This window comes from Mesorhizobium sp. M0074, from assembly GCF_040322975.1.
In the GTDB taxonomy this organism is placed as follows: Bacteria; Pseudomonadota; Alphaproteobacteria; order Rhizobiales; family Rhizobiaceae; genus Mesorhizobium.
Map to the genome: position 1 here is coordinate 45,789 of NZ_JAMYUM010000002.1, position 21,863 is coordinate 67,651.

A 21,863-nucleotide genomic window follows, 5' to 3' on the forward strand; every position below is an offset into this window, starting at 1 on the left:
GTCGCAGGCGGCGAAACTGTCTTCATTCACCTGCAGCCCTTCACCTCCCCGCCACCACGGCAAACTGTGCCGCTACCCTTCGCAGCCGGACGGCGATCGGCATGCTCATATGCCGAACCGCCGCCGGATCGCTGAGCGCCGTCCATATCGCCTTGAGCGGGGACCGCGCCTTGATGTGCTGGACCAGCGACAGGAATGATGCCGCCCGGCGCAGGCTGCGAGCGCGCCTGGCGAACGCCGCCTCGGCCGCAGCATCCATGGAATGGGTCGCGGCGAAGGTGGCATCGGCCCTGCGCATCGCCTCGACGTGATGAAGTTCGAGCACCCGGGAGATGGAACCGGTGCGAATGTGGTAGATATAGCCCGTCGTCGGCTCGACCACGCAATTGCCGCCTTTAGCCAGAGCACTGGCCAGGAGGATATAGTCTTCGCCAATGATCAGGCTTTCATCGTAACGAAGCCCGTTCTCGTTCAGGAACCGGCGCTGGAAGATCGGCTTGAGGTAGCCGAGATTGAACCTCGATTCGAAGAGGACATTGCCGCCGATGAAATCCGCCAGCGAGATTGAACCGAGGCCTTCCAGATAGTCGGCCGGGAACATCGTCTCTTCGGCAACGCCATCCTCGCGAACGACCTGCAGATTATCGACCGCGATCTCGGCGCCCGCTTTCTCCGCGCGTTCGATCATGGTGCAGAGTCGCCCGGGATAGACCGCGTCGTCGGAATCGAGGACCGCGACCCACCTGCCGCGTGCAAGCTCAAGGCCGGCATTCCTGGCGCCGCCGGGGCCACGGTTTTGCTCAAGCGCGACAACGCGTACGATGTCTTCGGGGTACGATCTCGCCAGGTCGAGCGTCCGGTCGCGCGACTTGTCGTCGACGACGATGACCTCGACGCTGATATTGCGCTGGGCGACGGCGCTGGCAATCGCCCGATCGATGGTCGCCTCGGCATTGTAGGCGGCAATCACGAAGCTCACGTCAGGCTGCACGCTTGCCCCCTTGCTGCGGCGAAGACAGGCCGTATTGGCGGATTTCACGAACCCCGACGAGGCCGCTGACGACGCCGACATGCATAATGCCGCGAAGCAGGCTGCGGTTCCGACGTACGGGGTCGATGGCGACCGGAATTGCCGACAGGAAACTGTAGGCGGCCTTTGCCGCGGCAATGCCGACCTGCTTGAGCCGGGCAAGGCCGTGTGCGTTGCGCCCCAGAAGATGACCGTGCGTCTGCCCAACGCGGAACCGGCGGCGGCCGAGCCAGTCGAATGCCGCCCTGGCAGGTGGCACCGCTTCGTCGACCCAAGCCTCCGGCGAAAAGGCGATGCGGCCGCCGGACTTGACCATCTGGTCGAAAAATTCCGTATCTTCGCCGCCGGTCTGGCCACGTGCCAGGCTGAAGCGCCGGCCGCGCAGGCTCTCAGCGCCAATCCTGAGCAGGACGTTGCAGGTGTAGCCGGTGCGGATTTCGCCGCTCACCCAGACCGGCAAGGTCGAGTGGAAATCGCCTTTGCGCATCCAGGCGGGCGCATCCGGCAGGTAACGGGCTTGCACCGGCCCAAGCACCGTCGCAGCACCTGTTGCTTCCGCCGTCGCCACCAGTTCGGCAAGCCAGCCAGCGGTGGCCGTCTCGTCGTCGTCGATAAAGGCGACGAAATCCGCCGCACTGGTATCGAGGCAAGCGTTGCGCGCGATCGAGATGTTGCGGGCCGGGGCGTGCCGGTAGGTCACCGGCAGCTTCAACTCCCCCGCCAGCTTGGCGACCAGCGTTCCGGCCGTCGGCGTATCGTCGTTGTCGGCGATGACGATACCGACGTCGAACCCCGCGGGCATGTCCATGACCGCTATGGAGCGAAGCGTGTCGGCAAGCTCCGGCCGGCGGAATGTGCAGACGCAGATATCGATGCTTCGATTTTTCCTGAGGGGGTCCATCACGCCACCCCGCGCTGCGGTCGCGGTGCGAGCAGTTGCAGCCAGAAACCGACCGACCAGCCGAAATGCATGACCATTGCCGAGACCCCGGCAAGCGCAATGTCGGCTTTGCGCTGGCTGACGGCGGTCCAAAAGCCGTAGCCGAGGCAGACCGACGCCCATAGCAAAAGCGGCACGGCCGCCAGCCAGTGGACGAAGGAAAAGGCGGCGAGAAGAACCACGGGGAACACCAGAAGCGGCACCATCTGCCGGATCTTCGGGATCATGCGGTGCTTGAGAACGTTCTTCGCCCGGCCACGGCCATAGCCGAGATATTGAAAATAGAGGCCCTTCAGCGAGGAGCGCGGGTAGTAGACCATTTGCGTCTTGCCGGTCATCCAGATGCGGTAGCCGGCCTGGCGGAGCCGATAGTCGAGTTCGGCATCCTCATTGTGGCTGAAGGTTTCGTCATAGCCGCCGACCGCGGTGAAGGCCGATATCCGTATCAGTGCGTGGTGGCCATGATCGACCCATTCCCCCGCCGAAAGATGCCGGTGCTTGGAGCCGCCGGTGCCGAGCCTGGAGTTCTGCGCCGCTGCCGCTGCTTTCTGAACCATGCCGCTGCCACTGGTCAGCATCGAGACGACGACCGAATCCGCACCGGTGGCCTGCGCTTCTTCGACCAGCCGGTCGCAATAATCCGTAGGATAGCCGCCATGCGCGTCGATGCGAATGAGATAGTCGACGCCTTCCCCGAACCTGGCGACGGCGAGATTGATTGCCGCGCTCTGCAAGCGCTTTTCATTGTGCAGCAGGATCACCCGCTGATCTTTTGCGGCGATGTCCGCGACGATCGTCCTGGTGCCGTCCGTGCTGCCGCCATCGGCAACGATGATCACGGCGCCCAGCCTCTCGGCCGCAGGGCGGAGCTCTCGAAGCAACGCGCCGATATGGGCTGCTTCGTTCAGGCACGGAACCACGATCATGCAGGATGGAATTTCGGTTTGCGTCATCGGCAGTCCTTCTATGCCAATGCTTCGGCAGCATATGGACCGGGAGCCGCAGTCAGCCCGCGGAGCTTTTCGACGAGCGCCCGGCAATCGGCGCGGTCGTAGCTCCATATGCGCGGATTGCGGGCGAGAACACGCGCCCTCAATGTCTCGAACCGATGCTGCTCCATCGTGCCGACGGCGGCTTCGAGCGCCTCGGGCGTGGCTTCTGGCAAAAGAACCCCTATGCCTTGCCGGTCAAGGAACCGGCCGGTTTCGGTGGCTCCCATCGAAATCGGCACGGCTCCGAAGCGGCAGCCCTCATAGAGCCGATTGGGCAGCAGCCATTCGGAGTTCAGGCCCTGCTCAAAAAAGTCGATGGCCCAGGAAAAGTGGACCTCGCGATAGATCGCCGCCATATCCTCGGGATTGCGGTAGGGCCCGCCAAACGAGAGCCAGGGTTCCGATTCGACGAAACCGTGGAAATCGGGAAATTCGGACAGCGCCGGCCGGCCCCTGAGGACGATTTCAAAGCGGCCGTCGAGGCGGCGCGAAAATTCGGCCAGAAGCTCCAGGGAGCGACGGCAGCGAAGCGCCCCGAACCAGCCGATCCGCCAAGGCGGCGCTACGGGGTTCTCCGGCGCCGCGCGGTCATCCAGCGAGGCCGCGGCTGGCTCGAAATACTTGTTTTCGAGCAGTTCGACCGGGGCGGCAATCTGTCCGAACGGCTTGAAATAGTTGGCGATGAAGGCCGGAGAGCTGGTCACCAGAAGCTTCACATCCCTGGCCAGGAAGCGTTCTGCGCCGCGCATCGCCCAGCCCAGCGGATCGTCGCGAAGCAGCAGGCGATGGATATCCAGGCACTCGTAGACGATCGGCACCGTTGCCTGGAAAGCCGACCTGGCGCGGCGGGCAAGCGCCAGCATTTCCAGATTGCGCGCGATAATGAGGTCGGGCCGTGGCATTGAGCCCAGCTTCGAGCCGGTCGAGACGACTGCCTTCATGATCGCGGCCAGACGTTGGGCGAATCGGCCATCACGAGTCGGGCCGAGATCGATCGGCTGCAAGCCCTCGACATCAGCAACTGCGCTTGCCGTACGACGAAAGCCCGCCAGCGTAACCTGGGCGCCGCCTGCCTTGAGCATTATGATCCGCCGGCGCACTGCCGGGTCGGAGACGTCGTGTACCAAGTACAAGACATGCAGCATGAAAACTCGACCGCTGTTGGCCCGCCCGCGACAATGCTAGTACAGCTCTTGCTGCATCGCAACATTTTTGGTTGCAGCGTAGCAAAGATCCCCGTTTTTTGTTGCACTGCAAAATCGATGGGTTAATCTCGCTCTGCTTGGGCCACATGGACCGCGCGTTGGCCTGCCATCGGGCTGCGCGCCAATAATCACGACGCGAGGACCATCCTTGGCGTGCAGCATTTTCGGCCAACCCGCCTGCAATCCGCCCCTTCGCACCCGTCGATGGAAGCACGGGACTACTCACGAAATGAGGTCATTCCATGAAGATCGCGGTTGAAAACACCGTCTGCCTGAATACCGGGGATGCAGCGATTCTCCTGGCGATCCGCCATGTTTTCAAGACGATCGTGCAAGACGATATCCAGTTCTACGTCTTCGACAGCCAGCCGGAGGTGGCGGCGAGGCTCTACACGAAGAAAGAGTATCCTGATCTCGAATTCCACAAGCTGCTGTCGGAATCGCTGTTCCGCTACAAATACGGCAGCGGGCTGAAGAACCTGTTCAAGCCGATCTACAATCGGCTCGTCCTCAATGCCCTGCGGCGGTTCGGCATCCGCGGCGTTCTCGGGCGTTTGTTCAGCTCAAGCAATCGCCGTGGTCTCGAGATCTACAAAGACGCCGACCTCGTGGTCACGACAGGCGGAACCTATCTTGTCGAGACTTACAATCTGGAACGGCGACTCAATCAATTCCGGATCGACGCGATTCTGGGCAAGGACCCCGTCTTCTTCACGCAATCGCTCGGCCCGTTCAACAAAAGTTACAATCGCCAGGAGTTGAGCCCAATCTTCGATCGGAGCCCGCTCATCCTGCTGCGCGACGAACGTTCGCGAGGCCACATTGTGGACATGGTGAAAGACCCCGGCAAATGCCACGTCGTGGCCGACGCCGTCTTTGCCCTGGCCGACACCGACAGGATCGGAAAAATTCTGGCCTCCGGCCAGTCGGCGACCGTCACCGGCCGCGTCGCCATTTCCGTCCGTCACTGGAACTATGTCAGCGACGGCGAGGGCGGCATGCGCCGCTACATCGACTCGATCCGCGCGATCGCGACCATCCTGGTCAGGGACCACGCCAAGGAGGTCACCTTCGTCTCCACCTGCCAGGGCGTGCCGGAATACGCCCATGATGATTCCAAGACGGCGCGGGCTATCGTTGCCGAACTCGATCCGGAGATCGCCAAGCATGTCAGCGTGGACGCTTCGTTCCACACGCCGGAGCAACTGATGGCACTGGTGAAAGGCTTCGACTTCGTTGTCGCAACGCGCATGCACATGATGATCATGTCGCTCTGCGTCGGCACGCCGGTGCTGCCGATCGCCTATGAATTCAAGACCAAGGAACTCGCCAAGCGGATCGGCGTCGCCGACCTGCTGCTCGACATCGACACGGTGACGCCCGAGGAAGCGAGCGAGAAGCTCGGCAGACTTACCGCCAATCTCGACCTCTATCGCAGGACGAGCCTTCAGGCAGTGCTTGAGGAGCATGCGTCGGCGATGTCGGCAGGTGAGCTTTTGAGGCCGGTGATTGCCGGCCTAGCGGGCGTTGCGCATGGCGCTGGAAAGCGTGGTGAACAGGGCGCTGCGCGACTGGCGAAGGGCAAGCATGAGGACCAGGCCGATCGAATAATTGAGGGCAACCGCCAGGACCACCGCGAGCAGGTCTGACTGGCCGGTCAGCGATGCCGGCAACTCGCGGTACACGGACCAGGCAAGCAGCGACGACGCGATGAAAAGTCCCTGCATGACCAGGAAGTCGGCTGCGGTCACCGGGCCGACCCGGTGGACAAGAACGGCAAGCACCGGGACGCGCAGCACATAGCCGCTGATCGCATAGGCCGCCGCGACACCGACGGCGCCCCAGTGCAGGCCGATGATGAAGGCGGCGACCGTCGTCAGCGACGAGTAGATGCCCCAGTGGAACATGGTCTTGGTCTTGCCCTGGCAGATGAAGATCCAGCCGGTGGTGCTCGAGACGGACTGGATCAGGCTGGCGATGCCCAGCCAGGCGAAGATCGGCGCCACCGCTGTCCAGCGCTCGCCGAAGAGAAGCCCGACGACCTGGTCCGACGTCAGCGTCAGCGCCGCGATGCCGGGCATAGTGATGGCCGCCAGCATCCAATTGGTTCGCACATAGATGTCGCGAAACCGCGCCTTGTCCTCATGGATGCGGCTCAGCAGCGGCACCATCACGCGTGTCAGCGGCTGGTTGATGTTCTGCAGCGGAAACAGCAGGAGCTTGTAGGCGCGGTCATAATAGCCGAGCTCGATCGCGCCCGAATATTTTCCGATCAGGATGTTGTCGAGATTGCGCGAGAAGAAGTTGGCCAGATTGAAGCCGGTCAGATTGGCGCCGAAGGACAATATGTCGGTATCGACCTTCAGGTCCGGCCGCGACGGCGTCCAGCGCGCCACCTGCCATGCCGCGGCCAGCGCGACAACAGCCGATACCGCAGGGCCGATGACCAGCGACCAGTAGCCCAGCCCCGCATAGGCGGCGATTGCGGTAGTCGCAAGTCCGGCAGCAGCGGTTATCACGTCGTTCAGCGCGAGCTGGCCAAAGCGCAAGTGACGGTTCATCAGCGCCAGCGGCACCGCGGCGAGGCTGCCAAGCAGCAGCGGCAAGGCAGAGCCGATGGTGATCCCGACCATGCGTTGATCGCCATAGAAGGCAGCGATGGCGGGCGCCAGGCATGCAACCACCACGGCACTGCCCAGCCCCACCAGCGCACTGATCCAGAATACCTGGTTGAGCTGCTCGGTGCTGATATCCTTGCGCTGGACCACGGCCTGCTGCAGGCCAAGGTTTTGAAGCAGCCCGACAAAGGCCACGATCGGCCCGACGGAAGCCACCAGGCCGAAATCCTCGGGCACGAGCAGACGCGCAAGCACGATGACGGAGAGAAACTGGATCGCCATCTTGAAGCCTTGCGCGCCGATCGTCACCACGCCGCCGCGCAGGGCGACGCGACCGAACTGGGGGGGCGGGTTGGCGTTCATGCCGGCTGCCTGGCTTCGGCCAGCTGGGCAACGATCTGCGCAAAACGTTCGTTGAGTACGTCCGCGTTGAAATCCTGCTCGATCTTGCGGCGCGCCGCACGTGCGATGCGCTCGCATTTGTCCGGGTTCTCGGCCACCCAGACAAGCTTGCGGGCCAACGCCGCAACGTCTCGCTCCGGTGCGAGGAAGCCTGTCTCCTGATCCTCGATCAGTTCGGGAATGCCCGAGTGATAGGTGCTGACGACGATCAGCCCGGCGGCCATAGCCTCCATCAGCGCCACCGGAATACCCTCGAGATCGCCGTCTCGCGCGGCAACGCTGGGCAGCAGGAATACGTGGGCATCGCGCAGGCACTGCTTGACCTCGGCGTGCGGACGCGGCCCGAGGAAAGTCACCCGGTCGGCAATGCCGAGATTTGCGGCGAGCTTCTTCAACTCTTCCAGCAATTCGCCGCCGCCAATCACCGAATAGACCCAGTCGCGCCGCGGCAGGCTGGCGAGGGCGCGAAGGGCGAATTCGATGCCCTTCTTTTCGGTCAGCCGGCAGACCGAGATGAAGGACAGCGTGTCCCGGTCCCAGGAACGCCAATGGTAGCCGATCTCACCGAGCCGCACGCCCATATGGTGAACCATGACTTGCGCCGGGGGTGCTCCGACGCCGATCAGGGCGTCGCGGAAAAACGCGTTCACCGGGAGCTGGAGAACGCCCTTGTCGAAGACAACCTTGTAGCGCGTGAGCGTGTTGTCATGCAGCGGTTCGCCGACATCGCGGCCGTGGAATATGGTCACCAGCGGAGCGGAAATCCGGCCTCGTTTCATGGCGCGGGCGACGCGCATGCCGTTATTGCCGAAATGCGCGACGATCACATCGGCGTTCTGCAATTTGCGCGCAAAAGCGATGTCGATAGCGGTCGAGAGCTTATCCCAGAACCTGCCCGACCATCTCCTGAGCGTCGGGCGAAAGCGCCCCAGCCCGCCCCACCAGCAGACGACCTTGCCAGGGAGAGCCTGCCAGCGGCGATCGTCGATGTTGCTGTCCTTGCCGAAGGACGTCTCGTTGCAGACGACGCCGACTTGCATGCCGCGCTCGAGGCACCCTTCTATCTGGTCGAGGACGAAGGTCTCCGACAAAGAGGGGAACTTATCAACTACGAAGCAAATCTTCATCGGATGGACGATCTTTCGAGGCCGGTCGGCGATCTGCTCGCGCGGATGAGGGCTGACGCCCGTCGCCACCGTGCGAGGCGCCTCAAGCGTCTGGTGTTGTGCGTGTCTTTGTCCCAAGGCAGCTCCCACCCCGGTCAGGCGCGAGAGCCGGCTTTTGGCAACGTGCATGGCTTTGGACGAAATGCATCAGGCGGCACGCTCCAGCGCGCCTTGCCTGGCGCGGTCGAGAACGCCGAGAAAAGTCGCGAACTGGCTGTCGGGGTTCATTTGGGGCCGCTCCGAAAACAGCTGCGCCGCCGCCGACAGCCGATCGTACTCGGCCTTGTCGCTCCATAGTCGCCTGACCGCGGCGACCCAGTCGTCGAGCGGTGCATCATAGTCGAGCACCACGCCGCCGGCGCCAATCGCTTCCGGCAGGCCGCCGCGACGGGACCCGACGACTGGAATGCCGCTGCAATGGGCCTCGGATGCCACCCGCCCCCAGGCTTCTTCCCATTTGCTGGGCGCCAGCAGAATCTTGGTGCGGCCATAGACGGTCTTCATGTCGCTGGTGCGGCTTTCCAGCCTGACGTTGCGCAGCGGGGCGATGATCTGTTCGATCTGCGCCCGATGGTCGTCGTCGAGCTTCCAGCTTTCGACGAACAGGAACGGAATTTCTGGGCATTGGCCGGCGATGCGCACGGCGAGTTCGAACCCTTTTTCATTGTAAGGATTGATCAGCGTGACGAATTCACCGGTGGTCGGCGTGCTGTAGAGCCCGGGATTGATGGTCGGCGGGATCACGGTCGAATCGATGCCGAACCTTTCCTTATAGGTGCGCGCAGTGAATTCGGAGTTGGCGATATAAAGCGCCGAATGCAATTCGCGCAGGTCGCCGGCCAGTTCGTGGAATTCGACGTTCCGCAGATAGACCACCAGCGGCACGCCGAGCGCCTGCAGCGCCTTTCCGATCGGCACCGATTTGTGGCACTGCACGACGGCGACATCGGGATCGAGCCGTTCGACCGCGAAGCGCGCCGCCTCCCAGGGAAACCATGCCCGCACGACCGGATAGCCGGGATAGCTGTCGATGACCGCTCGCTGGCGAAGCAGCTTCATCTTGGCGCGCGCCTTGAAGCCGAACATGCCGTCACCGAACAGCGCCGCCAGAACCGAGGCGTCATGACCGTGCTCGCGCAGCTGCTCGACCAGATGATGCGTGCTCGACTGAACGCCACCGCTGAACTGCGGCGTGTAGCCGTTGCCGCCCGCAAACAGAACTTTCATGGACCTGGCTCCTTGCTGGACCGCCCTAGCGTCACGCCGCCATTCTGCCGATGCTGTGGTATTCGATGCCGTGGCGGGCGATGACCTTGGGGTCGTAGAGATTGCGTCCGTCGAAGATGACGGGCGTGGTCAGCGCGTTCTTCAGCGCATCGAAAGACGGCGCGCTGAAGCTTTTCCACTCGGTCACGATCAAGAGCGCATCGGCGCCTCGCAGCGCGGCCTCCTTGGTGCCGCACAGTTGCAGGTCGTCGCGCAGCCCGTAGATCGCCTGGCATTCCTGCATCGCCTCCGGATCATAGGCCTGCACATTGGCACCAGCGGCCCAGAGCGCTTCCATCAGCGTGCGGGCCGGGGCCTCGCGCATGTCGTCGGTATTGGGTTTGAAGGCCAAGCCCCACAGCGCAAATGTCTTGCCTTTGAGATTGCCCTTGAAATAGCGGTCCACCTTCTCGAACAGGACCGACTTCTGCTGGTTGTTGCGCTCCTCGACGGCACGCAGCAGCTTGGCGTCGAACTTGACGGCCTCGGCGGTCTTGATCAGGGCACGCACATCCTTCGGGAAGCATGAGCCGCCATAGCCGAGGCCCGGATAGATGAAGTGGTAGCCGATCCGCGGGTCGCTGCCGATGCCCTTGCGGACCTCCTCGATGTCGGCACCCAGTTGCTCGGCTAGGTTGGCCATTTCGTTCATGAAGCTGATCTTGGTCGCCAGCATGCAATTGGCCGCGTATTTGGTGAACTCGGCACTGCGCACATCCATCACGATCATCTTTTCGTGGTTGCGGTTGAACGGCGCGTAGAGCTCGCGCATCACCGCCTCGGTGTCCTCGTTGCTGGTGCCGACGATGATCCGGTCGGGCTTCATGCAGTCGCTCACAGCGGACCCTTCCTTGAGGAATTCCGGATTGGAGGCGACGTCGAAAGCCAGATCCTCGCGCCCGCGCGCCTTCAGCGTTGCGGCGATCCTGGCCTTTATCCTTTCGCAGGTGCCGACGGGCACGGTCGACTTGCCGACGACGATCTTGGGCTCGTCCATCTCACGACCGATGGCCTCGGCGACGGCCAGCACATATTTGAGGTCGGCCGAACCATCCTCGCCCGGCGGCGTGCCGACGGCGATCATCTGGATCTGGCCATGCTTGATCGCCGCGGCGGCGTCGGTGGTGAACTTGATGCGGCCGGCGGCATGGTTCTCCTTGACCATGCTTTCGAGCCCAGGCTCGAAGATCGGGACATGACCCTGGTTGAGCCGCTCGACCTTTTTTGCATCGATGTCGACGCAGACCACCTGATGGCCGACTTCGGCAAGCACCGCCGCCTGTACAAGACCGACATAGCCGATTCCAAAGACAGTCAAATTCATTCGGTTTCATTCCTGTTCAAGGTTTCGGGCCTGTTCGAGCTTCGGTTTTCCGACCACCTTCGGCCCGGCCGGTTCAGATGCGCTTCTAGTTTGTGTTGCATGCCAGCGATTCGGGGAATTGGCAGGGCTGGCCAAGTGCGGTGAATGCAACGCGATCCACCTGCATGGTGAGCTTGCGGCCGGGATCGGAGAACGGCCCCATCCAGCCCTTCATTGTATCGCTGCCCCAAAGGCTGAAATAGATCCTTTGCGAATGGGTGGGCAGCTTCGCCGGATCGGTGATCTCGTGGACAAGCTTGCCGTTGACGTACCAGCGCAGCCGGTCCTTTTCCCAGACGAAGGCGTAGTCGTTGAAGGCCTTGTCGGTGCCGCCAGCGACGTCGACCAGTTTCTCGTTCTTGCCTTTGCCGGCTATGTAGGCGTTGACCTGAACCTTGGACGTGTCCTTGGTCAGCACCTCGAAGTCGATTTCATCATGCGGCTGCTTGTCGGCATCGCCGACGAAGCTGAAGAATGCCGCGTTGACGCCGGAGCCCGTGTCGGTCTTCATCCGCGCCTCGTAAGTGCCGTAGCCGAAGCGCTGCTTGGTCTGGATCTCGGCGCAGGCGAATTCGCGATCCTTCAGCTTGCGCTTCTCGAAACCGAGCGTCAGCATGCCGTCGGAAAGCCCGATCAGGCTTTTGGACCAGGTGCAGTTCTGATGCTTGCCGTTCGTCCAGCCGTCGGAAATGTACCAGCGCGCGCGACTGAGGCTGGTGAAATCATCGACAAAGGACGGCGCGGTTGGGAGATCCTGGGCGCGCACGGGGACCAGGCCCGCAACCATGCTGCCGAGAACGACCAGCAGAAACGCGCCGTCTGAACGGAGCCGCCGCAGCTTGCCTGGGATCGGGCGCGTGAACGGGGTGCCTCGGGTTGCCGGGGCGGGCGTGCTTTTAGGATCTGCGTTCATATCAAACTCACCTTGTGCTGTGCGCCCCCAAAGCGATCGTTCGAACCGTGACGAAACAACCTGATCTTGACCTCTGTCGCTCCCAAGCTCCGTGTTGTGCCTAAAACCATTGCGCCGACTCGGGGTGTTCGCTCAGCCTGTGCCGGAATCGGCGGGCTTCACAAAATCGGTCCTTATGTCGGGGCCGTTCTGCCGATTCTCATCGAAGATTTCATCCAGCGAATGACGGAGATCCTTCATCATCTGCTTCTGGCGCGAGAGCGCCGCGATGCGTCGCTCGCAATTCAGGATCGACCTGGTCAGTTCGCCGACTTCGGAGGACTTGCGGGAGGAGACCGCTCCGTTCTCCATGGCCTCGACCAGGAAGGCGGCATTGGTAGCCGTTGTCCTGTAGCGGTTCTCAAGCCCGTTCTTCTCTGCCTCGACCTCGGCCGAGATCTGGTCCAGCAGCTTTGCCAAGCGATCGAGGCGCGAGGTGTCGGTCTGCGTGTCGCGCGCCGGATCTCTCGATCGGAAGCGAAAGATCGAGGCCATGCAGTCAGCGCCCCATCATCGTCGAGCTGGTGACCGGCCTTGGCGCCCGTCCGCGTTCAAAAGACATTTCTTGCATCGTCCAGCTCCTCTGACAGGGGGATATCTTGGGCCAGTTCGGTTGGCCGTCCAAAATTGCTGCACCGCAACATAGATTGCCATTCCCTGCGCGGATAGGCAACCACCTAGATCGTAAACTCATGAATCTCGTTGAAACCGTCCGAGCCGACCGAAGGGTAAGGGAGTAGCTACCGCCGTCGCACGTTGACGGGCCTAGCTTTCGCTGGCCGTGCTGGTTCCGGCCATGAGGAAGCGCAGCGGCGGCACATGCTGACGCTTCGCGGCGAGGCCGGCGCGGCGAAACAGCGCATCCAGCTTATCGGAGGCGACGCCGCGGACGACGGCTGTGAGGTTGGACGAGCCGGCCAAGGCGTAGGCCGCGGCCGGCGCCAGCCCGCGCTCAGCCTTCACGTCTAAAAACTTCCGCAACCGGTATTTGTCGCGGATGTGCCGCTCGTGCCTTCTCAGCGCAGCCTTCGATGCCTCCGGCAAACTGTCGATCGCAAGCAGTGCCAGGTCGGCATCGGCCAGATGCTTCAGGTCCTGGGTCTTGTGCCGTCCGCTCAGCGAATCGGCGCGCACGATCGCGCCGTAGCCACAGGATTTGATGACCTTGAAGCGCGCGCCATGGGCAACCGCGCGCGCATAGAGTTCATAGTCTTCACCCAGGCGCAGCTTCTCGTCGTAGCGCAGCCCATGCCGATCGAGAAAGGCGCGGCTGATCACTGGCTTGAGGAAGCCCAGTTCCCCGCGTTGCACACGGCGCCTGGAGATGTTGGCGTCGATGAAACCCTCGAAATCGAGGAATTCCGGCTCGGGCGAGAACGGTGGAGCAACGATTTTCGAAACGTCGGTTGCCGCGTCATCCCTGACAAGCATGATATTGTCTGCGGCGAAATCCCAATCGGTGCTGGCGAACAGTCTGTGAAACCTGCCTTCGAAAAAGAAATCATCAGCGTCCAGAATGCTGATGAACGGCGACCTGGAACCGGCTATCGCGGCGTTGCGTGCAAAGGATGGGCCGCGATTGACGTCGAAGCGGATGACGGAAAGGCGGCCCGTGCCGTCGCCGGCCGCGTGGGCGACTTTCGCGGTATCGTCGGTGGACGCGTCGTCGACGACGACAACTTCCGCAACCTCAGGCTCGCGTAATGCCGATGCAATGGCAGCCGGGATTGTCCGCGCCGCATTGCGGGCGGCGATGATCACGCAGACCTGGAATGATGTCATGGACATGCCTCTCGATTGCAGAAGTCGTTGCGGATTTCCTCGCCCCGTCCGCTCAATGCCCCACCGCCCATTCTGAAATGCATCGGCCCAAACGCCTATGCTGCAAGTGCGAAGCAAGCATCGCCAAAATCATCGGCGCCGTCCAGTTTTTCATTTTGCTGGGTGTCATGGCCCGGTTGGGCAGGCGGCGAGCCTCAATCGGGATGGCTCCAGAAATGCGCCGCTTTGGCAGAGCCGTTCCTACACGCTCTATAGAGCGCTCGACTGGCAGAAACCAGTTGCTGATCCTCGCCGACCGGACGGCGGCGGGGCGGAGCGAGCGCGTCGAGGCCCGCAGTGTCAAGGAATTGAAAGAACAGGAATGCCGACTGCCGGTGTTGTTGAGGCGAGCAATTCGTCAGAGGACCGGCGAGCTTAACCACAGGTCATATGGACATCGCAGACCGCGGCCAGGCCCGAAATCAGTGAAGGCCTCTCCTGGCGCTGAGTTTCTCGCCTTCGGCCGCTTCGTTCGAACTCAGCTTTCGTTCAGCGTCGCGAATTTTGTCGGCCGGGGTCGGGGCATTTCTGGCGACCATGGCAAAGACCAGCAGAAAATAACCCAGTTGGATGACTATGGCACAGCCGATGACGCGAAACAGCGTCGTACCGAGCGAGGCGCCGCCCAAATAGGACCAGACGATCACGATCGCCAGCGCAAAACACATTCCGATAATGAACTTTGGCAGTGACATACCCGATAGCCCATCAACCGGCTCGGGAAAAAATGTCGACAAGCCCACCCCGAGCACCTCCCTTAAACTCTGCGAGCTTATTTAGGTTGCCCGCGTCTGGCCGGTTGCTTCCGGCCTAGCCCAATCTGTCCATAGTCCGACAGAAACAATTTACAACTCTATTGAGCCGCGCAATAGGCGGCAAGGGCAGCTGCGGAATAAATTTTAAACGAATCCTCGGGATCGACTCTGCCATGGTGCAACGCACACGTCGGCATCACCACTGATTGCCGGATATCGACTCGCTCCAGTATGATTCATAATATTGAATAGTATTTTATCATAACATCAGTCATTATCTTGAAATTCTAAATGACGGCAAAGCTCCACAGGAGGGTATAAAGAGCGATTCGCCTAAAATCAGCCCAAAAATTGGACTAGCTTTTCCAAAATTGCCCATAATCTGTCTCTTTTGCGACATAAATGGGAAATTTTGTGCAGGACGAGTTTATTATTTAGTCAGTTCATGACGCGACTATTACAGCCGTCTGAGAAATTGTGTGTTGCGCTGCAACATTTTTTTGGTATCGTGCGGTAAACCATCCGTTCAACGTATGGAGTTTACGCATGAGGGACGTAGCCAAGCCGGCCGATGCGGATTTTTCGCAGGCCGGCGTCGATTTTCCGCCACCGATTGGCGGCCTGCTCAAACGCAGCTTCGATATTGTCGGTTCGCTGATCGGCCTGGTCGCTCTCAGCCCGCTGTTCGTAATGATAGCGCTGCTTGTCAGGTTTTCCGATGGCGGGCCGATTTTCTATGGTCACAGCCGAATCGGCCGCGGAGGACGGATTTTTCCGTGCCTCAAGTTCCGCACCATGGTTCCAGACGGCGAGCGGGTGCTTGCTGCCTATCTCGCCGCGAATCCGGAGGCCAACGCCGAATGGATAGCGACCCGCAAGTTGAAGAACGACCCGCGGATCACGCGCGTCGGAGCGGTGCTGAGGAAGCTCAGCCTCGATGAGTTGCCGCAGATCATCAACATCCTGCAGGGGGATATGAGCCTGGTCGGGCCTCGTCCCGTGGTGCGCGATGAGCTGGAGATATATGGCAATTCGGCCGTCTATTACCTGAAATCGCGCCCCGGCCTCACCGGGCTTTGGCAGGTCAGCGGACGCAACGATGTTTCGTATGACAGCCGCGTCGCATTCGACAGGCACTATGTCGAGAACTGGTCGATGTTCGAAGACATTCGCATCATCATCAAGACCGTACCTGCGGTCTGGATGTCGCGAGGCTGCTACTGACGGCCGCTTGCTGGCCGTGCATCGAGGAGCGACTGTCCAGAATTCGGGCCCAGAACTCAGGCCCCTAACTCAGGCATCGGCAGCTCATCGGGCGGGGCAAACCAGATCGGAAACGCTCAGTTGAAAGCAGATATAATCGATATCTTTTGCACCGGCATTCTCTCCAGACGCATGCGGCGAGTACGGCTTTTGACGACTTGCCTTACAATGGCGACCGGCCTGACGCTGTCGCTAGCCCTGCCACAGTTTGCCTTCGCCGACGACTATCGCCTAGGAGCACAGGACAAGCTGACCATCCGCGTGGCGGAATGGCAGACCGTCGAAGGCACGTTCCGTGACTGGTCGGCCATCAATGGAGAATACACGGTCGGCCCCGCTGGAACCTTGTCGGTTCCCTTCGTCGGCGAGATGCCCGCATCCGGCAAGACGACTTCGGAGATCGCGGCATCGCTCGGTGAGGCGCTGCAGCGCAAGCTCGCTCTGGCCGACAAGCCGGAGGCTTCCGTCGAAATGGCGCAGTACCGGCCATTCTACATCTCTGGCGAGGTGCAATCGCCCGGCCAGTATCCTTGTGTGCCTGGGTTGTCCGTGCTGAAAGCGATGAGCATTGCCGGCGGAGCCCGGCGGAACCCGGAGAGCGGACAGCGCTACGACCGCGACCTGATCAATGCCAAGGGCAATTTCGACGTACTACAAGACCAATTGGTCAGGCTGACCGTCAAGCGCGCCCGCATCGAAGCGGAACTAGCGGACAAGCCGACATTCGCGGTGCCGAAAGAGGTGGCCGACGATCCGAAGCTGCCCAGCATCGTTGCCGATGAGACGGCGATCCTGGCGGCCGACCAGAAGAAACTCAAGCTGCGCTTGCAGGCGCTCGACGATTTGAAGGCACTGCTGCAAAGCGAGATCGATTCGCTGCAGAAAAAGATCGTCAACCAGCAGAAGCAGGTTGATCTGGCGAAGGAGCAGCTCAACGGCATCGGCTCGCTGGCGCAAAAGGGGCTGGTCGTCAACACGCGGGTTTTGAACTCGCAGCAAACCATCGCCGACCTCGAGGGCCAGATCCTGGATTACGAAACGGCGATTCTCACGGCCAAGCAGTCGATCAGCAAGGCCACCCAGGACGCCATCGATCTCGAGAACACCCAGAACTCCAGCCTCGCGACCGACCGGCAACAGACGGAAGCCGATCTCAACGAGGTGACGCTGAAGCTGAATATGGAAAAGGCCTTGATGTCCGAAGCCTTGTCGGGCAGCCCCATGCCGCAATTCTACGGCAACAACGAACCAGCGGCCTTGTCATTTTCCCTGGTGCGGGTGGTCGACGGCAAGACCAGCGAAATCACCGCCGATGAAGACACGCCGGTGCTGCCAGGGGACGTGATCAAGGTCAAACCGGCGCCCATGGCCATCCAGTAGCTTCTTTCCACCGGAGCAAAGCACCAACCCCGCAGGCAGCGGTCTGCGGGGGGTTTTTGCGTTTGGGATCTTATGGGTCAGAAAACAAGGCGGCCTTCGGGCAACGAACCGCCTGGATCCGCCCGCTCTAGCCTCGCACGGCGTCCGGTTCCTCGAGATGGTTCACGGCGCTCCACCGGGAAGGAGCGACGGCCGGCACCCTCACCAGCTTGAAGTAGCTGTAGTACAGCAGGAACGATCCCATGATGTAGGGATTGAGGGTCTCGACCTCGACGAAGGATCGGATGAACAGAAGCACCATGACGCCGGCAAGAATCACGGAGTCGGCTTGCCATGTCCTGAATATCAGCGCCGAGACGTGACCCCAGAGCGTGCGCAGGATGATCAGCGAAAGCAGTGTCGCGCCGACGAAGCCGAGTTCCACCAAGGTCTCGATGTAGGTGTTGTGGAAGTGGAAGCCGCTTCGCGCGGCGATATAGAATTCGTTCCACAGCCGCTCGGCCTCGGAGAAGCCCTGCACCCAATAAGCCGCGTAGCCGACGCCGAGGATGGGCGATTGCTGCGCGGCATTCCAGCCCTGTTGCCAGAGGTAGGTTCGTCCGGTGAGCGTCGAATCCTTGCCGAAAAGGCCAAGGACAAAGTCCATCAGCCCGAGATTCAGCGCAATCACGGTGCAGGCGACCAGCCCGCCCGCACCGATTATGAAAATCACCCGGCGATGGCGGAGCGAAAGCAGCTTGCCGATGGAAAGCAGGGCGACCAGAGCGAGAACCGCCGGGGTCGACGCCATCGAAGTGGCCGAATGCGACACGACCAGCAGATAGCCCGACAGAAGGACGATCGGTACAATCAACAAAAAGCTTATGCGTCCGCGCCTGAGAAAGGCGAGGTAGACAACGCAGAAATAAATGCCGAGCGATGCGACAAAGCCGATCTGGTTCTTGGAGCTGAAAGCGCCGACGAAATTATACGTCCCGTCGAGAACGTCGTAGGAATAACTTGCGACCTTGAGCGAGTAGAGCAGGACGACGAAAATCCCGATCAGGGCGCCTATGGTCAAGGTCCGGACGCTGACGGTGCGCGCGGCAATGTAGGCGCAGGCGATATGGGAGCAATATTGGACGGCCGTTCTTGCCGTGGTGCCGGGAGCCGCCGACCAGAACACCGAGAAGCAGACATAGGTTGCAAAGGCCAGCGGAAGCCAGGCGCTGGAAGCGTGCCTTAATATCTTGCGGTAGTCGACCAGGATGAGCGGTAGCCAGACCGCATAATAAGCCAGGATCATGGCCTGGCCGAAAATGGTCGAGTAGGAGAACGCCCAGATCGAGACGGCAACGGCAAAGCTGCCATAGACCGTGTTCTTGTCCGGATCGATCAACAGAGATTTTGGAATCTTCATCTCGATAGCGGTTTTCCGTCCTTGCAGCTCAATGCCGATTTCATGGGCCGCTCGTGGGCCGATTCGTCGGATCGATGGGAGCCTCGCCTGCAGGCGCTCGCATTGTGCAGTGCAATATAACCCATCCGGCGCCGCCTGTCACCCGGATGCCAACCGGGCGCGTCGTTCCAGCCGTTCTCTCCATACCGGGCGAGACGATTTGGCCAGAAGGCAGTGCCGTACAATTGACCGGTGCTGGCCCATCATAAGCTGTTCTGAGGTTGCAAGTCCGCGCTTGAACTTGTCCTCCGTTGACTTCACATTCGCCGCCGATTGGGAGGAAGACCACATGCCGATGAGTTTCGCGGGACGATTTGCCGGACGATCTGCTGTTATCACCGGCGGCGCCTCAGGCATCGGCCTGGCCGTCGCGCAAAGGATCACTGACGAAGGCGGGCGTGTTTCGGTCTGGGATCGCGATGCCGCCCAGATCGAGCAGGCCAAGGCCATTGTTCCAGGCCTGCACAGCGTCACCTTAGACGTCGCCGACCCCATAGCGGTCGAAGCCGCCGCCGGAGAGACGATCGAAGCGCTTGGCGCGGTCGATGTCCTTGTCACCAGTGCTGCCATCACCGGGCCGAACATGACGACCTGGGAGTATTCGGTGGAGGATTGGCGCCGGGTCACCGACATCAACATCAACGGAGTCTTCTTCTGCAACAAGGCGCTGGTCCCGCATATGCTCGAACGCAATTACGGCAGGATCATCAACATCGCCTCGATTGCCGGCAAGGAAGGTAACCCGAACGCCTCGGCCTACAGCACCTCGAAGGCGGCGGTGATCGGCATGACCAAATCGCTCGGCAAGGAACTGGCCAAGACCAAAGTAACGGTGAACTGCGTCACGCCGGCGGCCGTGCGCACCGCGATCTTCCAGCAGATGAGCCAGCAACACATCGACTTCATGCTGTCCAAAATACCGATGGCGCGGTTCGGCGAGGTCGAGGAGGTGGCGGCGCTGATTTGCTGGATCGCGTCCGAGGAATGCTCGTTCACGACGGCGGCCGTCTTCGACGTCTCCGGCGGCCGGGCGACCTACTGAGGCGGGGCCGGACGCAAACCGCCCGACCGGATCGCGGCGCCTCAGTCGTGAAGCTCCCGCGAGATCGGCGGGCCGATCGAAAAGTCGCTGAATGTCACTTCGAAGCCCTCGCGCTGCGGCGAACAGCACATCATGCCGACATCGACCGTTTTCGACGGGGGGAAATAGGCAAGCCGCACCGGTTTCCAGTGCTTGCCAGATGCGTCGCGATACTGGACGCGGATCGTCTCGGCATGGCGGGTCAGGCGGATCCTGACCCCGCCGGGGTCGGCGGGAATGCTGGCCAGCGACCAGTCGGAGGCATCGTTGGTGACGACGACGGAAAAATACATCAGCCCGTCGGTGTATTCGATGCCGGCCTTGATCCAGCGCGTCTCGCTCAGGCGGACCATAAGCCCGGCCTGATCGTAAAGCACCTCATAGTGCCCCTTGACCGTGACTTCGGCGCTGAAATCGCCCTCGACCTCACGATAGAGGAAATGGCCATTGTCGCGCCAGAAGCCGTAGAACGTCTCGCGCCAGAAGTCGGTCTCCTTGCCGGTCCGTACATGCACCGTATTGTTGCCGAAGGCGTGGTGCGGCGGCGGATTGAGCCAGGTCAGGTCCGTATTCTCAGATGTCATCGATTTGCTCGCCTGCCTGGCTGGTCTGCCGCCTTTTCTTAGCCGGCAAACGTGTAAGCGGTCTTCACCATGGTGTAGAACTCTGCGGCATAGCGGCCCTGCTCGCGCGGGCCGTAGCTCGATCCCTTGCGCCCGCCGAAAGGCACGTGGAAGTCGACGCCGGCCGTCGGCAGGTTGACCATGACCATGCCGGCTTCCGAATTGCGCTTGAAGTGCGTGGCATGCTTGAGGCTCGAGGTGCAGATGCCGGACGTCAGCCCGAACGGCGTGTCGTTGGCCACCGCCAGCGCCTCGTCATAATCCTTGACGCGGATGACGTTGGCGACCGGGCCGAAAATCTCCTCGCGCGAGATGCGCATGGCGTTGGTGGTTTCGGTGAACAGCGCAGGCTGCAAATAGAAGCCGCGGGTTTCGCGATCGAGCCGCTCGCCGCCGAAGGCGAGATCGGCACCTTCCTGACGTCCGATGGCGATATAGTCCTCGTCCTGTTTGAGCTGGCTCTGGTCGACAACCGGCCCGATCTGCGTCTTGGCATCGAGAGCGTCGCCGACGACCAACTTGGCCATGCGGTCCTTGAGCGCCTCGACGAAGCGGTCGTGGATGCCGTCCGTCACCACCAGGCGGGACGACGCCGTGCAGCGCTGGCCGGTCGAGAAGTAGGCACCGTTGATTGCGCATTCGACGGCGACGGCAAGGTCGGCATCGTCGAGCACGACAAGCGGGTTCTTGCCGCCCATTTCGAGCTGGAACTTGCGCATGTGCTCGACGCTGGCGGCGGCGACGCGCTTGCCGGTGCCGACCGAGCCGGTGAAGGTGATGGCGTTGAGGTCGGGGCTATCGAGCATCGCCTGGCCGACCACCGAACCTTTGCCCATGACCAGGTTGAGCACGCCCTTGGGCAGGCCGGCGCGGTGCAGGATGTCGACAATAGTCCAGGCGCTCTCCGGAACGAGTTCCGCCGGCTTGAAGACGATGGTGTTGCCGTAGGCCAGCGCCGGAGCGATTTTCCAAGCCGGGATGGCGATCGGGAAATTCCATGGCGTGATGATGCCGACGACACCGACCGCTTCGCGGGTGATCTCGACGCCGACGCCGGGCCGCACGCTCGGCACCAGCTCGCCCGACAGGCGCAGCGTCTCGCCGGCGAAGAAGTCGAATATCTGGGCGGCCCGCACAGTCTCGCCGATGCCCTCGACCAGCGTCTTGCCTTCCTCGCGCGCCAACGCCTGGCCGATTTCATCTTTCCGCGCGGTGATCTCGTCCGACGTCTTCCTCAGCACCGCATGGCGTGCCAGCAGGCCCGATCGGGACCATGCCGGAAATGCCGCTTTCGCCGCCGCGATGGCCTGCCGGGCGTGCTCCGCGCCCCCCGATGCATATTCGCCGACCACGTCGTCGAGATTGGACGGGTTGATGTTGCGGGAGCCGGCATCGCCTACCCACTCGCCATCGATGAGGTTCTTTCGAAACGGGATCATGTTGCTGTCTTCCTTGTCGTCCTTCGATCGCCGTCTATCTGGACCACCGACCGACGCACCGCAAGGCCGAAGAAGGCAAACTTCTCCTTCTCGACAGGCATGTGATAGGTGTCGGGGGCGGGAAAAGAC

18 protein-coding genes and 1 pseudogene are annotated in these 21,863 nt (G+C 61.6%); 4 read left to right on the plus strand and 15 right to left on the minus strand.

What is annotated here, in order from left to right:
- Positions 1-40 precede the first annotated feature (40 nt).
- From NKJ73_RS03270 to NKJ73_RS03285, 4 genes are read right to left on the minus strand one after another with little or no spacing between them, the layout of a single operon-like run.
- Positions 41-991 carry a glycosyltransferase family 2 protein gene (locus tag NKJ73_RS03270; protein ID WP_352568345.1) on the minus strand — a complete coding sequence of 317 codons (951 nt, stop codon included), beginning with the start codon at positions 989-991 and terminating at the stop codon, positions 41-43.
- On the minus strand, positions 981-1,931 hold the full coding sequence (locus tag NKJ73_RS03275; RefSeq protein ID WP_352568346.1) for a glycosyltransferase family 2 protein: 951 nt from the start codon (positions 1,929-1,931) through the stop codon (positions 981-983). Before NKJ73_RS03275 ends, NKJ73_RS03270 begins: the two co-directional genes overlap by 11 nt.
- Entirely contained in the window at positions 1,931-2,923 is a 993-nt protein-coding gene (locus tag NKJ73_RS03280) for a glycosyltransferase family 2 protein (protein ID WP_352568347.1), read from the minus strand. The genes NKJ73_RS03275 and NKJ73_RS03280 overlap by 1 nt, the downstream gene beginning before the upstream one ends.
- Positions 2,924-2,934: 11 nt before the next feature.
- A complete protein-coding gene (locus tag NKJ73_RS03285; protein WP_352568348.1) occupies positions 2,935-4,107 on the minus strand; it encodes a glycosyltransferase family protein in 1,173 nt (390 codons plus the stop codon).
- A 302-nt stretch (positions 4,108-4,409) separates the two neighbouring features.
- On the opposite strand from NKJ73_RS03285, the pseudogene NKJ73_RS03290 reads away from it, so the two are divergent.
- Positions 4,410-5,462, plus strand: a pseudogene (locus NKJ73_RS03290) (polysaccharide pyruvyl transferase family protein); the annotation flags it as partial.
- A gap of 222 nt (positions 5,463-5,684) precedes the next feature.
- Here NKJ73_RS03290 and NKJ73_RS03295 read toward each other — a convergent pair.
- The 8 genes from NKJ73_RS03295 to NKJ73_RS03330 form a co-directional block, all read right to left on the minus strand.
- On the minus strand, positions 5,685-7,148 hold the full coding sequence (locus NKJ73_RS03295; protein ID WP_352568349.1) for a lipopolysaccharide biosynthesis protein: 1,464 nt from the start codon (positions 7,146-7,148) through the stop codon (positions 5,685-5,687).
- Complete coding sequence (locus NKJ73_RS03300) at positions 7,145-8,431, minus strand: glycosyltransferase (protein WP_352568350.1); 1,287 nt, start codon at positions 8,429-8,431, stop codon at positions 7,145-7,147. Before NKJ73_RS03300 ends, NKJ73_RS03295 begins: the two co-directional genes overlap by 4 nt.
- 69 nt (positions 8,432-8,500) lie before the next feature.
- Positions 8,501-9,580 (minus strand): glycosyltransferase, encoded by a 1,080-nt coding sequence (locus NKJ73_RS03305; RefSeq protein ID WP_352568351.1) that lies wholly within the window; start codon positions 9,578-9,580, stop codon positions 8,501-8,503.
- A gap of 31 nt (positions 9,581-9,611) precedes the next feature.
- Positions 9,612-10,943 (minus strand): UDP-glucose dehydrogenase family protein, encoded by a 1,332-nt coding sequence (locus tag NKJ73_RS03310; protein WP_023676312.1) that lies wholly within the window; start codon positions 10,941-10,943, stop codon positions 9,612-9,614.
- Positions 10,944-11,028: 85 nt separating this feature from the next.
- Positions 11,029-11,895, minus strand: a complete 867-nt coding sequence (gene exoK / locus NKJ73_RS03315) for an endo-1,3-1,4-beta-glycanase ExoK (protein ID WP_023676311.1) — start codon at positions 11,893-11,895, stop codon at positions 11,029-11,031.
- A 132-nt stretch (positions 11,896-12,027) separates the two neighbouring features.
- Positions 12,028-12,429 (minus strand): hypothetical protein, encoded by a 402-nt coding sequence (locus NKJ73_RS03320; protein WP_023676310.1) that lies wholly within the window; start codon positions 12,427-12,429, stop codon positions 12,028-12,030.
- A 270-nt stretch (positions 12,430-12,699) separates the two neighbouring features.
- Entirely contained in the window at positions 12,700-13,722 is a 1,023-nt protein-coding gene (locus tag NKJ73_RS03325) for a glycosyltransferase family 2 protein (protein WP_023676309.1), read from the minus strand.
- A 455-nt stretch (positions 13,723-14,177) separates the two neighbouring features.
- Entirely contained in the window at positions 14,178-14,498 is a 321-nt protein-coding gene (locus NKJ73_RS03330; protein WP_352454700.1) for an exopolysaccharide production repressor protein, read from the minus strand.
- A 558-nt stretch (positions 14,499-15,056) separates the two neighbouring features.
- Here NKJ73_RS03330 and NKJ73_RS03335 point away from each other — a divergent pair.
- Both NKJ73_RS03335 and NKJ73_RS03340 read left to right on the plus strand, forming a co-directional pair.
- Complete coding sequence (locus NKJ73_RS03335; RefSeq protein WP_023676307.1) at positions 15,057-15,734, plus strand: sugar transferase; 678 nt, start codon at positions 15,057-15,059, stop codon at positions 15,732-15,734.
- Positions 15,735-15,941: 207 nt separating this feature from the next.
- Positions 15,942-17,153, plus strand: coding sequence for a polysaccharide biosynthesis/export family protein (locus NKJ73_RS03340; RefSeq protein ID WP_084641075.1), 1,212 nt, complete (start codon positions 15,942-15,944; stop codon positions 17,151-17,153).
- A 127-nt stretch (positions 17,154-17,280) separates the two neighbouring features.
- Here NKJ73_RS03340 and NKJ73_RS03345 read toward each other — a convergent pair whose 3' ends face one another.
- Entirely contained in the window at positions 17,281-18,552 is a 1,272-nt protein-coding gene (locus NKJ73_RS03345; RefSeq protein WP_023676305.1) for an O-antigen ligase family protein, read from the minus strand.
- Positions 18,553-18,880: 328 nt separating this feature from the next.
- On the opposite strand from NKJ73_RS03345, the gene NKJ73_RS03350 reads away from it, so the two are divergent.
- Entirely contained in the window at positions 18,881-19,633 is a 753-nt protein-coding gene (locus NKJ73_RS03350) for an SDR family NAD(P)-dependent oxidoreductase (RefSeq protein WP_023676304.1), read from the plus strand.
- Between the two features lie 41 nt (positions 19,634-19,674).
- Here NKJ73_RS03350 and NKJ73_RS03355 read toward each other — a convergent pair whose 3' ends face one another.
- Entirely contained in the window at positions 19,675-20,256 is a 582-nt protein-coding gene (locus tag NKJ73_RS03355) for a DUF1349 domain-containing protein (RefSeq protein ID WP_352568352.1), read from the minus strand.
- A gap of 38 nt (positions 20,257-20,294) precedes the next feature.
- Positions 20,295-21,731 carry an aldehyde dehydrogenase family protein gene (locus NKJ73_RS03360; RefSeq protein WP_352568562.1) on the minus strand — a complete coding sequence of 479 codons (1,437 nt, stop codon included), beginning with the start codon at positions 21,729-21,731 and terminating at the stop codon, positions 20,295-20,297.
- Positions 21,732-21,863 lie beyond the last annotated feature (132 nt).

What these genes read in the sequence shown, in the direction of transcription:
- NKJ73_RS03275 (WP_352568346.1), bottom strand. Translation starts at nt 1,931, where the DNA reads ATGGACCCCCTCAGGAAAAATCGAAGCATCGATATCTGCGTCTGCACA.
- NKJ73_RS03280 (WP_352568347.1), bottom strand. Translation starts at nt 2,923, where the DNA reads ATGACGCAAACCGAAATTCCATCCTGCATGATCGTGGTTCCGTGCCTG.
- NKJ73_RS03285 (WP_352568348.1), bottom strand. Translation starts at nt 4,107, where the DNA reads ATGCTGCATGTCTTGTACTTGGTACACGACGTCTCCGACCCGGCAGTG.
- NKJ73_RS03295 (WP_352568349.1), bottom strand. Translation starts at nt 7,148, where the DNA reads ATGAACGCCAACCCGCCCCCCCAGTTCGGTCGCGTCGCCCTGCGCGGC.
- NKJ73_RS03305 (WP_352568351.1), bottom strand. Translation starts at nt 9,580, where the DNA reads ATGAAAGTTCTGTTTGCGGGCGGCAACGGCTACACGCCGCAGTTCAGC.
- NKJ73_RS03310 (WP_023676312.1), bottom strand. Translation starts at nt 10,943, where the DNA reads ATGAATTTGACTGTCTTTGGAATCGGCTATGTCGGTCTTGTACAGGCG.
- exoK (WP_023676311.1), bottom strand. Translation starts at nt 11,895, where the DNA reads ATGAACGCAGATCCTAAAAGCACGCCCGCCCCGGCAACCCGAGGCACC.
- NKJ73_RS03320 (WP_023676310.1), bottom strand. Translation starts at nt 12,429, where the DNA reads ATGGCCTCGATCTTTCGCTTCCGATCGAGAGATCCGGCGCGCGACACG.
- NKJ73_RS03325 (WP_023676309.1), bottom strand. Translation starts at nt 13,722, where the DNA reads ATGTCCATGACATCATTCCAGGTCTGCGTGATCATCGCCGCCCGCAAT.
- NKJ73_RS03335 (WP_023676307.1), top strand. Translation starts at nt 15,057, where the DNA reads ATGAGGGACGTAGCCAAGCCGGCCGATGCGGATTTTTCGCAGGCCGGC.
- NKJ73_RS03340 (WP_084641075.1), top strand. Translation starts at nt 15,942, where the DNA reads ATGGCGACCGGCCTGACGCTGTCGCTAGCCCTGCCACAGTTTGCCTTC.
- NKJ73_RS03345 (WP_023676305.1), bottom strand. Translation starts at nt 18,552, where the DNA reads ATGAAGATTCCAAAATCTCTGTTGATCGATCCGGACAAGAACACGGTC.
- NKJ73_RS03350 (WP_023676304.1), top strand. Translation starts at nt 18,881, where the DNA reads ATGCCGATGAGTTTCGCGGGACGATTTGCCGGACGATCTGCTGTTATC.
- NKJ73_RS03355 (WP_352568352.1), bottom strand. Translation starts at nt 20,256, where the DNA reads ATGACATCTGAGAATACGGACCTGACCTGGCTCAATCCGCCGCCGCAC.